At 71.8% G+C, this 12181-nt stretch carries 10 protein-coding genes; 5 read left to right on the top strand and 5 right to left on the bottom strand.

Going from position 1 to position 12181, the window contains the following annotated elements:
* The first annotated feature begins 41 nt into the window (after positions 1 to 41).
* Entirely contained in the window at positions 42 to 899 is an 858-nt protein-coding gene (gene rsmI / locus AC1RNL_RS07665; protein WP_492934890.1) for a 16S rRNA (cytidine(1402)-2'-O)-methyltransferase, read from the top strand.
* 31 nt (positions 900 to 930) lie between these two features.
* Here rsmI and AC1RNL_RS07660 read toward each other — a convergent pair whose 3' ends face one another.
* The 3 genes from AC1RNL_RS07660 to AC1RNL_RS07650 form a co-directional block, all read right to left on the bottom strand.
* Complete coding sequence (locus AC1RNL_RS07660; protein ID WP_492934889.1) at positions 931 to 2547, bottom strand: GMC family oxidoreductase; 1617 nt, start codon at positions 2545 to 2547, stop codon at positions 931 to 933.
* The gene (locus AC1RNL_RS07655; protein WP_492934909.1) at positions 2544 to 4133 is read right to left on the bottom strand and encodes an AMP-binding protein; all 1590 of its coding nucleotides are present in this window, start codon (positions 4131 to 4133) and stop codon (positions 2544 to 2546) included. Before AC1RNL_RS07655 ends, AC1RNL_RS07660 begins: the two co-directional genes overlap by 4 nt.
* 71 nt (positions 4134 to 4204) lie before the next feature.
* Positions 4205 to 5503 (bottom strand): aldehyde dehydrogenase family protein, encoded by a 1299-nt coding sequence (locus tag AC1RNL_RS07650; RefSeq protein WP_492934888.1) that lies wholly within the window; start codon positions 5501 to 5503, stop codon positions 4205 to 4207.
* Positions 5504 to 6100: 597 nt separating this feature from the next.
* Here AC1RNL_RS07650 and AC1RNL_RS07645 point away from each other — a divergent pair.
* From AC1RNL_RS07645 to AC1RNL_RS07635, 3 genes are read left to right on the top strand one after another with little or no spacing between them, the layout of a single operon-like run.
* On the top strand, positions 6101 to 7288 hold the full coding sequence (locus tag AC1RNL_RS07645; protein ID WP_492934887.1) for a PucR family transcriptional regulator: 1188 nt from the start codon (positions 6101 to 6103) through the stop codon (positions 7286 to 7288).
* Between the two features lie 53 nt (positions 7289 to 7341).
* Complete coding sequence (gene metG / locus AC1RNL_RS07640) at positions 7342 to 8892, top strand: methionine--tRNA ligase (RefSeq protein WP_492934886.1); 1551 nt, start codon at positions 7342 to 7344, stop codon at positions 8890 to 8892.
* A gap of 60 nt (positions 8893 to 8952) precedes the next feature.
* Positions 8953 to 9423, top strand: coding sequence for an SRPBCC domain-containing protein (locus tag AC1RNL_RS07635; RefSeq protein WP_492934885.1), 471 nt, complete (start codon positions 8953 to 8955; stop codon positions 9421 to 9423).
* Positions 9424 to 9459: 36 nt separating this feature from the next.
* Here the strand turns inward: AC1RNL_RS07635 and AC1RNL_RS07630 are convergent, their stop codons facing one another.
* On the bottom strand, positions 9460 to 10056 hold the full coding sequence (locus AC1RNL_RS07630; protein ID WP_492934884.1) for a hypothetical protein: 597 nt from the start codon (positions 10054 to 10056) through the stop codon (positions 9460 to 9462).
* A 112-nt stretch (positions 10057 to 10168) separates the two neighbouring features.
* Here AC1RNL_RS07630 and AC1RNL_RS07625 point away from each other — a divergent pair, with 112 nt between their 5' ends.
* Positions 10169 to 11122 carry a TatD family hydrolase gene (locus AC1RNL_RS07625; RefSeq protein WP_246990559.1) on the top strand — a complete coding sequence of 318 codons (954 nt, stop codon included), beginning with the start codon at positions 10169 to 10171 and terminating at the stop codon, positions 11120 to 11122.
* A gap of 19 nt (positions 11123 to 11141) precedes the next feature.
* Here the strand turns inward: AC1RNL_RS07625 and AC1RNL_RS07620 are convergent, their stop codons facing one another.
* Positions 11142 to 12143 (bottom strand): hypothetical protein, encoded by a 1002-nt coding sequence (locus tag AC1RNL_RS07620; RefSeq protein ID WP_492934883.1) that lies wholly within the window; start codon positions 12141 to 12143, stop codon positions 11142 to 11144.
* Positions 12144 to 12181: the final 38 nt, after the last annotated feature.

Below are 12181 nucleotides of genomic sequence, written 5' to 3'. Positions count from 1 at the left end.
GTCGCCCCGATGCGCCTGCGTGCAGCACGTAGCCTTGCCGCGTGATCATCCTCGGCGCGACGCCCATCGGCAACATCGGCGACGCGAGCGAGCGGCTGCGGCACGCGCTCGCGACCGCACCCGTCATCGCCGCCGAGGACACCCGCACCGCCCGCCAGCTGCTGCGCGCGCTCGGCATCGGGGCGCAGCCGCAGCTCGTCGCCCTGCACGAGCACAACGAGGAGGCAGCGGCACCCGCCCTCGTCGACCGCGCGCGGGAGGCCGACGTGCTCGTGCTCACGGACGCCGGCATGCCCACCGTGAGCGACCCGGGCTTCCGCCTCGTGCAGGCGGCCGTCGCCGCCGGCGTCGACGTCACCTGCCTGCCGGGCCCCTCCGCGGTGCTCACGGCGCTCGCACTCTCGGGCCTGCCGACCGACCGCTTCGCGTTCGACGGCTTCCTGCCGCGCAAGGCCGGCGACCGCGACCGCATGCTGGCCGCCATCGCCGGAGAGGAGCGCACGGTCGTGCTGTTCGAGGCACCGCACCGGCTCGCCGAGTCGATCGAGGCCATCGACCGCTCCATGCCGGGCCGGCGCGTCGCCGTCGCGCGCGAGCTCACGAAGAAGTTCGAGGAGGTGCGTCGCGGCACCGCCGCCGAGCTGCTGCCCTGGGCGCAGGCCGACGTGAAGGGCGAGATCGTCATCGTCATCGAGGGCGCGGCGCCGGTGCTCTCCGACCTGCCCGCCGCCGTCGCGCAGGTTCTGCGCCTCAAGGAGGGCGGGATGCGGCTGAAGGAGGCCGCCGCCGAGGTCGCGGAGGCGACCGGCCACCAGCGCAACGCGCTCTACCGGGCCGCGCTGGGCCCGGGGCCCAGGACTGGGGTCGCGACGGAGGCCAGCAATGGCCTCCGTCCTTAGCTCCATCGCGCTGCCCGGCAGAGCGGCGCAGTCAGACGCCTCGCTTCATCGTTGCATCGGCGGGCACACCGAGCAGGAGATCGGCGGCCTTCTCGCCGATCACGACGGAGGGCGCATTCGTATGCCCGCGGATGATCGCCGGCATGATCGAGGCGTCTGCGACCCGCAGCCCTTCCACGCCCCGTACGCGCAGCTGCTCGTCGACGACCGAGCCTTCATCGGATCCCATGCGCGCCGTGCCCACGGGGTGGTAGAGCGTGTGGGCGTACCGGTCGATGGCGAGCGCGTCGCGCTCCTCGACCGAGAGGTGCTCGCCGCCCGCCGGCTGGATGAACGTGCCATCGGAGACTCCTTGCAGAGCCTTGGACGCGATGATCCTCTCGCACGCCAGGAGCCCGGCCATCAGGGTCGCGCGGTCCTTGCCCGCTGGATCGGTGAGGTACCGCGGGTCGATGAACGGCTTGTCCAGCGGATCTGCGGATGCGAGGCTCACCGTGCCAGAGCTCTCCGGCTTGAGGAGGATCGCCCCCACTGTGAGGCCGTGGCCCGGGTGGCTGATCAGTCCCTCGCCGATGAACGCCGCGGGCGCGAAGATCAGCTCGATGTCGGGCAGATCCAGCGTCGGGTCGGTCCGGATGAAGCCGTAGGCCTCGGCGATGTTGGACGTGAGCATGCCCTTCCTCCGGGCGAGGTACTGCGCGAGCTGCTCGGGCTTCTGGGCCAGGAACAGCGTGTCGGAGGTCGCGTCGACCGCGAGGAAGGACACGAGGTGGTCGCGCAGATTCCTGCCGACCTCCGGGGCGTGCGCCACCACGTCGATGCCGAGCGCCTCGAGCGCTGCGCGATCGCCGACGCCCGAGAGCATCAGCAGCTGAGGGGTGTTCACCGCCCCGCCGCAGAGGATGACCTCCTTCGCGGCGCGCACGCGCCGGGTCACGGCGCCCTGCGCGTATTCGACGCCGACGGCCCTCGTCCCGTCGAACATGACACGGGTGGTCTGCGCGCCGGTGCGGACGGTGAGGTTCCTGCGCTTGCGCGCCGGCTTCAGGTAGCCGTCGGCGGCGCTCGCGCGCGCGCCCTTGACCTGGGTCACCATGGTCTGGGTGAGGCCCTCCTGCTGCGCGCCGTTGGCTTGGACGACGTCGAGACCGATCTCCTTCCCGGCTGCGAGGAACGCCGCAGTGTGCGAGCGAGGGCTCCGCTGTGCCTGGACGCCGATGGTCTCGGCCGCGCGGCGGAAGTAGGGCAGCAGCGACGTCCACGACCAATCGGGGCCCGCCGCATCCGCCCATTCGTCGTAGTCCTCGGGGAACCCGCGCACCCACATCATCGCGTTCATCGAGGAGCTGCCGCCGAGCATCTTGCCGCGCGGCCAGAAGATCCTGCGACCGTTGAGCTCGGGCTGAGGCTCGGTGTCGTAGTCCCAGTCGTGGTCGGAGCGGAACAGGGCGGAGAACGCCGCCGGGATGTGGATCTCAGTCTTCTTGTCGACGGGTCCTGCTTCGAGCAGCAGCACCGAGTGCTTGCCGCTCTCGGTCAGCCGGCCGGCGAGTGCCGAGCCCGCGGATCCGGCACCGACGACGACGAAGTCGTGCACCTCTGCGGCGTCGGGCGCAGCCCGGCTGCTCGATGGGCGGGCGGCGCTCATGCGAGCGCCTCCGCCTCGCGCAGCACCTTGCGCAGGATCTTGCCGGCGGAGGACTTCGGGATGGCGTCGATCATCTCGACCTGACGCACCTTCTTGTGGGGGGCGACGCGTTCGGCGACGAACGCGATCACCGCCGCTTCGTCGAGCTCGGCTTCCGGCTGCAGCACGACGAACGCCTTCGGGACCTCTTCGCCGTCGGAGTCGTGGCCGGCGATGACGGCCGCGTCCGCGATGAGCGGATGGCGGAGGAGGACGGCCTCCAGCTCAGCAGGCGCGACCTGGTACCCCTTGTACTTGATGAGCTCCTTGAGCCGGTCGACAACCGTGACGTATCCCTCGGCGGTGACCGTCGCGATGTCCCCGGTGTGGAGGTAGCCGTCGGGCTCGAGCGTCTCGGCGGTCGCCCCGGGGTTGCCCAGGTAGCCCACCATGACGTTCGGGCCACGGCAGAGCAGCTCCCCCGGTTCGCTCACGCCGGAGTCGGGCACGGGGATCTCGTCGCCCGTCACCGGGTGGATGAGCTTGCATTCCATGTTGGGCACCGTGATGCCGACGGTGCTGAGCGGGATGTCGGGGCGGTCGACGGGGATGACGTGCGACACCGGGCTCATCTCCGTCATGCCGTATCCCTGCCGCACGCGGCAGTCGAGCCGTTCCGCGACGGCGGTGCCGACCGCGCCGTCGAGCGGTGCCGCGCCCGAGAGGATGGTGTGCACGCTCGACAGGTCGTAGTCGTCGACAATCGGATGCTTTGCGAGGGCGACAGCGATCGGCGGCGCGATGAAGACGTAGCTGCACCGGTGGTCCTGGATGATGCGCAGGAACTGGACGAGATCGAACCGCGGCATCGTCACCAGCGCGGCGCGCCGCGCCATCGCAAGGTTGAGGAGCACCGTCATCCCATAGATGTGGAAGAACGGGAGCACCGCGAGCACCCGGTCGTCGCGCGCGACGCCGACGAGCGGCCCCGCTTGCGCCACGTTGGCGACCAGGTTGCGGTGCGTGAGCATCACGCCCTTGGGCCGGGCTGTGGTGCCGGACGAGTACGGCAGGACGGCGAGGTGCGTCGCTGGGTCGAAGGAGACCTGGGGCGCTGGCTCGCCGAGCGCAATGAGGTCGCGCAACGACGCATGGCCGGGGGCGCCGTCCATCACGATGACGCTCTCGGTTCCGAGACCGACGCTCGCTGCGGCCGCCGCCGCGACATCGAGCAGCGGGGACGCCGTGAGGATCAGCTTCGCGCCGGAGTCGCGGAGCTGCGCTGCGGCATCATCGGCGGTGCTCAGCGCGTTCACGGTGGTCGCCGTGGCCCCGGAGCGGAGGATGCCGTGGAAGACCGACACGAACGCCGGCACGTTCGGCGCGTGGAGTGCCACGACGTCGCCCACGCCGATCCCGCGCGCCGCGAGGGCGCCCGCGATGCCATGGATCTGGTCGAGCAGGGCCCCATAGGTGGTGCTCGCGCCCGAGGTGCCGTCGATCGTCGCTACCCGGTCGAGGTCGTCTGGGGTGATGTCGGCGAACAGGTAGTCGTACACGCTGAGATCGGGGATCTCGACGTCGCTCAGCGGGCTTCTGAATGCCACAGAGGTCTCCTTTGACTCGATGGTGGGGTGTGGTGCTTGGCGGCGGCGGCGATCCGGGGCCGCGAAGATCTTTAGGCCCGGAAGGCAGCGCCGAACACCGCGGGCATCCTGCGCCACGACGGCTCGGCCGCGAACCGGGCGAGCAGGCGCCCCGTGCGCTGCGCGCTGCGCGACGTCACGAACCACGGAGGCTTCGGGAAGAGCGCGAGCTCGCCGTGCGCGAGGGAGCGGGGGAAGGGGCGGAAGGGTCCCGTCACGACCGTGCGCTCGGGTTCGCTGATGAGGAACGCGTTGTGCACGACGCCGTGGCCGCTCTGCACGTCGTGGAGCGGGTGCCCGGGAAAGGCGCCCCACGGGGCGGCGGCCGTGAGGAAGCCCACTCCGGTCCAGGCGTTGATCGCGATCGTCCCGTAGCGGAGGTCGGCGATGGCTTCGCGGAAGTCCGCTCCCATGGCACTGATCTCCCTCGGGTCGGCGATGACGTTGGCGCCGAGCGTTCCTCGCAGGTCCCGGTTGGCGGTGGAGATCGCCGCATCCAGGAACCTCCTGCCGGTCCCGGGCAGCTCGAGGACGCCGAGCACCGGAGAGAAGTACTCTGTCGAGAGCAGGGGGGAGGCGTCGTCATCCCCCTCGATCCGGACCAGCAGCCTGCCGCGCCCGAGCGCCTCCGCCTTCGGGTATGCCGTGGACGCTGCAGCCAAGCGGTCATCGCTTCCCGGGTACCACGGGCTGCGACCAGGTGTCCGCGCGAGGGCGCTCCGCAACTCGGCGAGGAAGGCGTCCTTCTGCTTCCAGTCCGCGCTCAGGAGGACGACCTGGCCGGCGATGCAGTTGTAGCCGCCGTTGTGCAGCCGCATCGTCGCGACGTGCTCCGCCTGGTACCGCAGATCCCGCTTCGTCCAGTCGCCGGGCACGATGATGACGGGGGCCACGCCACCGAGCTCGCTCGTGATGGGCTTGTCGAGCAGCGGATTGCGCGCGGCCTTGCGCCCCTGACCTTCGGGGCCCTCGCCGTACACGACGATGTCGTGCGTCGCTGCGCTTCCTGTGATGTGCACGTGAGCGATGGCGGGGTGGTGCGCCAGGTACCCGCCCTCCCGGCTCCCGCCCAGCACGATGCGGACCAGGCCGGCATCGACCAGCGGAGCGAGCGCAGCATCGTAGACAGGCTTCATCCCAGCCATCACGGGGTTGAGCTTGAGGAGCACGACCCGGTTGTTGGCGACGAGCTCGTAGAGCGCGTCGAGCGGAGGGATGGAGGTGATGTTGCCTGCGCCGAGCACCAGGCCGACGCCCTGTGTGAGCGAAGGGCGGTGGGCCGCGAGCCCGGCGTGCGACCGCACCGTCGACGCTGCGACGCCCGGCGGCATCCACACCTCCGCTCGGAAGCCGTGCAGCAGGATCGCCTCCTGCGCGCTGTGGGGGAGCACCGGCACGGTGACGCGACCGCCGGGGGCGGTGCCGAACCTGATGCCCGCAAGCGGGCTCTTCCGCTGGGCGAGCGCGTGGAGGCTGTGGGCGAGGAGGCCGCAGGAGGTGAGCACCGGATACGGTCCCGAGATCCACTCCTCGCCGACGAGCTGCGACTCGGGGTCGAGCCCCTTGATGCTGCTCGCCGTGCTGGCCCATGCCTCCGCGGACGCCGCCACGGATCCGTGCACGCGGCGCAGCAGCGCAGCACGGTCTGCGAGCGATGTCTTCGCCCATCGGTGCTCGCCCTCGGCGAGCTCCGCGATCACCGTGTCGAGTGCTCGACGCTCTTCTCCTCGGAGCGCCTCGCGCGCAGTCGTGGTGCTGGCCATGGATCTCCCTTGATCGATGCCGTTGGTCGCATGCACAGCGTCGACCAAGCAGGATTCATTGTGACCGCGGCAGGCAGGCCCCGGAATGGGCCTCGGCCACTGGTAATGGCCCGCCGTTCATGCCAGCGCACAACCAGAGCGGTCGTCTGCGCTATCGTCGCTCCCATGTCGATCTCCGCGGACGTCTCGTATTCCGCCACGGACGCGGCAGCGGAGCTGTTCGGTGACCTGCTCCGCTCGGTCGACGCGCTCAGCGACCGAGTGACCCGGCAGATCCTGGGCGGCGAGGTCGCGTATGCAGGAGCGATCTCGGCCGACCAGCTCGCCGACATCGTGCGCGTCAACGTGCGGGCTCTGCTCGAAGCACTCGCGGGCGGAGCCGCCTCGCTCGATGCGCCTCGCCTGGCCGGCAGGGTGAAGGCCGAGCGGGGCATCCCCATGGCGAGCCTCCTGCACGCCTACCGTCTCGCCGGTCTCGTCGTGTGGGACGAGATGGTCAGTCGGTCCGCTGCGACCGACAGCTCCGAGTCGCTGGTGCGGGTCTCCTCTGACGTGTGGGGCATCATCGACCGCTTCTCGACCGCTGCGGCGGAGGCCTATCGCGAGGTCGTGGAGGCGAAGGATCGGCGAGACCTGCAGGCGCGCAGCGTCATGCTCCTCTCGCTGCTGGAAGGCAGCACCACGCGCGACGCCGGCCCCACCCTCCGGGCTCTGGGTCTGCCGGAGCCCGCGCACTACGTCGTCGTCGTCGCGGAGATCAGCGGGACGGGAGACGACCCCTTGCCCGGGGCGCCCGCTCGGCTGCATTCCGCGGGCGTCAGATCGGTCTGGGCCACCTCTGGGCGCGAGCATGTGGGCCTCCTGGCATGCGCATCCCGATCCGACGTCTCCGCGGCTGCCCGGGTCTTGGCCGCTGCCGCGACCTCCCGGGTGGGATCCAGCCGACCGTTCACGTCGATGGAGCATGCTCCCGGGGGCCTGCGTCAGGGCCAGGTGTCGCTGGAATGCGTGCCGCCGGGGAGCGTCGGCGTGCATGCGTACGGCACCGCGCCGATCGACACGCTGCTCGCGACACAGGCCTCCGCCGCTGCCGAGCTGCGCCGCGATGTCCTGGGGCCGCTTGCGGCGACCGGCGATCCCGAGCGCTTGCTCGAGACACTGGAGGCGTGGTTCGCCGCAGACGGGTCGACAGCCGAGGCTGGCCGCCTCCTGCACTGCCACCGCAACACGGTCGGCTATCGACTCGGCCGGATCGCCACGTTGACCGGGCGCTCGGTCTCCCGCCCGGCCGAGGCGGCGGAGCTGTATGCGGCGTTGCGCGCGACGAGGCTGCTGGGGCAGCGGTCTCCCTGAACGTGCCGCACCGCTGGGCGGCACGGCGTCGCGCGCTCCGTAGGATTGAGGGCATGTCTGAGCGCTTCACCGTCACGACGCCGATCTACTACGTCAACGACGTGCCGCACATCGGTCACGCCTACAACGAGGTCGCCACCGACGTGCTCGCCCGCTGGCACCGCATGCGCGGAGACGACACGTGGATGCTCACGGGGACCGACGAGCACGGCCAGAAGATCATGCGCACCGCGGCCGCGAACGGCGTGAGCCCGCAGGAGTGGACCGACCGGCTCGTCGAGAGCGCCTGGATCCCGCAGCTCGAGCTGCTGAACATCGCCAACGACGACTACATCCGCACCACGAGCGAGCGGCACAAGGTCGGCGTGCGCATCTTCCTCGAGCGCCTCAAGGAGGCCGGGTACATCTACCACGGCGAGTTCGAGGGCCAGTACTGCGTCGGCTGCGAGGAGTACAAGACGGCGAACGACCTGGTGCCCGGCACCGGCGAGTTCGAGGGCCAGCTCGTCTGCGCCATCCACTCCCGCCCGATCGAGGTCGTGCGAGAGGCGAACTACTTCTTCAAGCTCAGCGAGTTCGGCGACCGCCTGCTCGCGCTGTACGAGGAGCGCCCCGACTACGTGCAGCCCGAGCACGTGCGCAACGAGGTGCGCCAGTTCGTGAAGCAGGGCCTCAACGACCTGTCGATCAGCCGCAACACCTTCGACTGGGGCATCAAGGTGCCGTGGGACGAGACGCACGTCGTCTACGTCTGGTTCGAGGCGCTGCTGAACTACATCACCGCCAACGGCTACGGCGTCGACGACGAGCTGTTCGCGCGTCGCTGGCCGGCCGTGCACATCGTCGGCAAGGACATCGCGCGCTTCCACGCGGCCATCTGGCCCGCGATGCAGATGGCGGCGGGCATCGAGATCTCGTCGCACGTCTTCGGCCACGGCTGGCTGCTCGTCGGCGGCGAGAAGATGTCGAAGTCGAAGGCGACGGGCATCGAGCCGCGGCAGATCACCGAGGTCTTCGGCGTCGACGCCTTCCGCTACTACTTCATGTCGGCGATCGCGTTCGGCTCCGACGGCTCCTTCTCGTGGGAGGACCTCGACGCCCGCTACCACGCCGAGCTCGCCAACGGCCTCGGCAACCTCGCCTCGCGCGTCATCGCGATGGTGCACAAGTACTGCGACGGCGTCGTGCCCGAGGTGGCCGTCGACGCCGACATCCTGGCGCTCACGACGGATGCGGTGGGCCGGGCCGAGCGGGCGATCGACCGGTTCGCGATCGACGAGGCCGTCGACGCCGCCATGTCGATCGTCGAGCGGCTGAACGGCTACATCACCGAGCAGGCGCCGTGGGTGCTCGCGAGGGATGAGGCGCAGCGCGACCGGCTGGCCGCGGTGCTCGCCTCGAACGTGCACGGCATCGGCACGGCCGCGATCCTGCTCGCGCCGGTCATGCCCGAGACGGCGCAGAAGCTGTGGGCGGCGGTCGGCGGCGAGGGCGACGTGCTCGCGCAGCGCATCCAGGCGGCGCACGAGTGGCAGGGCACGGGCCGCGTGACGACCGTGCCGCCGCTCTTCCCGCGCATCGAGCAGGCGCAGCCCGCGAGCTGAGCCCGCTGCTGCATCCCTGCCGCCCTGGCTGAATGCCGGGCAGCGTGCGAGGGTGGGGGCATGAGCGAGACCACCCACGAGCGCACCGGCGAGCAGACCGTCGTGCACCGCCGCGAGTTCGACGCGCCCGCCGAGCGGGTGCAGCAGGCGCACACGGTCGCCGAGATCTTCTCGCAGTGGATGGGCCCTCGCGGCTCCCGTTTGCGCATCGAGCACTTCGAGCCGCGCACCGGCGGCGACTTCGACTACGCGGTCGAGGTCGGCGGCGGGGAGCACCGCTTCTGGGGCTCGTACCACGAGGTCGTCGAGGGCCGCATCGTGCACACCTGGGAGTACCAGGGGGAGCCCGGGCACCCGACGCTCGAGATCCTCGAGTTCCGCGAGCTGCCGGGGGAGCGGTGCGCGCTCGAGATCACCTCGGTCTACGCGTCGCGCGCCGACTGCGACGCGATGGTCGCCTCGGGCATCGACGGCGGCATGGACGAGGACTTCGAGCGGCTCGACGAGGCGCTCGCGCACCTCGCGCACTGAGCGCGCGCGGCGCCGTGCGCGGATCGCCGGTCGTCGCTACGGCGCGGGCAGCGTGAGCACGAGCGGCTCCGGCAGGCCCGTCACCGTCAGCTGCAGCGCCGCATCCGCGTCGACCTCGGCGGGCACCAGCAGCGTGTAGGTGCGCGCCGCGTCGGGAGCGCCGCAGACCTGCGGCTGCTCGACCTGCACGGCGAGCGCGGTGGGGGACTCGGCGGTCAGCGGCCCGGCCAGTGCCCAGCAGCCGCTCGACGCCGGGAGCGACAGCGCGATGCGGGCGGGCGGGTCGATCCAGGTGGCGACGCCGCCGAGCCGCAGCACGTCGTCGACGGATGCGCCGCTGTGCTCGGGCAGGCCGTCCTCGCCGTCATCCAGTCCGACCGACGGCTCGGGGGCGACCATCGCCTGGGCCTCCGCCGCTTCCTCCTCAGCGGCCGCCGCATCGCGCGCGACCGACTGCTGCCCGGCCGCCTGCTGGTCGGCGGCGGTCTGCGTCGACTCCTCGGCCGACTCCGACGACGTGCCCGCCATCCCGGGCTCGCCCGCGCTCGGCGGCGAGACGGCGCCGCCGGATGCGCACGCGGACATCGCGAGCGCGATCGCGATCGCGAGGGGAAGAGCCAGGCGTCTGGGCATGCCGGGAGGACCTCCGTGGACGAAAACGCGGACCACGATAGCGGCTCTTCCCCGACGATCGCCTGGACGGGCCCTCGGCTCCGTCTATGGGCGGCTCTCCTAGGCTGGGTGCATGCCCACGAGCCACGACGGCACCGCCCCTGCCCGCACGCCCTCCGAGCCGCTCGCCGAGGCGCCGCGCGGGACGACGCTGCCCGGCGGCGAGTACATCCGGGAGCGCTTCGACGACGGCAAGCGCGACCTCACGCGGCCCGAGGCACCGGAGCCCCTCGGCGTGCCGATCTACGACAACCACACGCACCTCGAGATCAAGGACGGCGACGACTTCCCCTACTGGCGCGCCCTCGACGCGGCCGAGGCTGCCGGCGTCGCGGGCGTCATCCAGGTGGGCGGCGACGTCGAGTCGTCGGAGTGGTCGGCGGCGCTCGCGGCGCAGGACCGCCGCGTGCTCGCCGCGGTGGCGCTGCACCCGAACGAGGCGCCCGGCTACGCGGCGGCCGGCACGCTGCCCGACGCGCTCGCGACGATCGACGCGCTCGCCGCGCAGCCGCGCGTACGGGCGGTCGGCGAGACCGGCCTCGACTTCTTCCGCACCGGCGACGACGGCCGGCGCGCGCAGCACGAGTCGTTCGAGGCGCACATCGACATCGCGAAGCGGCACGGCATCGCGCTGCAGATCCACGACCGCGACGCGCACGACGAGGTCGTCGAGACGCTGCTGCGCGTCGGGGCGCCCGAGACGACGGTCTTCCACTGCTTCTCCGGCGACGAGGCGCTCGCGCGCACCGCGGCCGAGCACGGCTGGTACCTGTCGTTCGCGGGCACCGTGACCTTCTCGAGCGCGAAGAACCTGCACGCGGCGCTCGCGGTCGCCGACCGCAGCCGCATCCTGGTGGAGACGGATGCGCCGTTCCTCACGCCGACGCCGCACCGCGGCCGCCCGAACAGCCCGTACCTGACGCCGCTCACCGTGCGGTCGATGGCGGAGCGCCTCGGCATGGACGCCGACGAGCTCGCGGCGCTCACCGCCGAGAACACGGTGCGCGCCTACGGCAGCTGGGACTGAGGCGGCGACCCGGCCGGGGTCAGCCCAGCTCGATCGTGTCGTCCTGTGCGAGCTGCACGACCGCATCCTCGCCGTCGGCGCTCAGCCCGCTCACCGTGACCTCGACGCCGAGCGCAGCCGGCATCTGCTCTGCGAGCTCGAAGGTCCAGCCGTAGAGCCGACCGTCCGCGCTGCAGTCGCCGTCATGCGTCGGCTGCTCGAACTGCACCTCCAACGCGCCGGTGCCGGTCGCGCGCGCTGCCACCGGCGATGCCGTGCACTCCTCCATGCCGGACCCGAGCAGCAGCACCGCGAGCGTGCTGCCCGGCTCGACCCATCGCACCGCTACCGCCGGGTTCGTGCCCTCCGTGAGCACCTCGTCGAACGCCGGCAGCTGGGCCTCTGGGATGGGCGTCGGCTCCCCGGCGTCCGGCGGCGGCGACCCCGGGATGAGGCTCGGCTGCGGGTCGGCGGTCGGGCCGCTCTCGAGCCTGTCGTCGGGGCCGACCTGCAGCTCGAGCACCTCGTCGTTCCCCTGGAGGTTGACGAGCGACACCTGCAGCACCCGGTCGAGCTCGATCGCCGACGGGAGCGCGAGCTCCCAGCCGTGCAGGCGGAAGTCGGCGGTGCACATCATCGCGGGGTCGGGCGGGTCGAAGCGGATGGTCGCCGCGGGCTCCGCCTCGTCGAGCTCGAGCGGCTGCGGCTGCGGGATGCACCCGCCGCCCCCGCCCGAGCCGCCGATGATCACCGCGAGCGTCTCGCCGGGCTCGGCCCAGGCGACGACGACGCCCTCGGACGAGACGCGGTCGAAGAGGTAGGAGTCGTTGAGGCGGTCGTCCTCGATCGGCACCGGGGCCGTGCCCGTCGCGCTCGGCGGGGCATCGGGCGCGGAGGGCGAGCCGGAGGGGGAGGCCGGCTGCGCCGTGCAGGCGGCGAGCAGCGCGGCGACGCCGGTGAGCGCCGCGGCCGCGAGCGCCCTCGCGGGCCTGCCCCGACGCATCCGCGGTGCTGCGGTGCTGGCTCGGACGGTGCTGCCCATGCGGCCTCCTCGATCGGGGGCGGTGCCGCTTCGACGGC

It is taken from the genome of Agrococcus sp. GW821-FHT14H11 (genome assembly GCF_058803545.1).
Note: the sequence above shows the minus strand (reverse complement) of the source record. Positions and strands in the feature narration are given on the sequence as shown.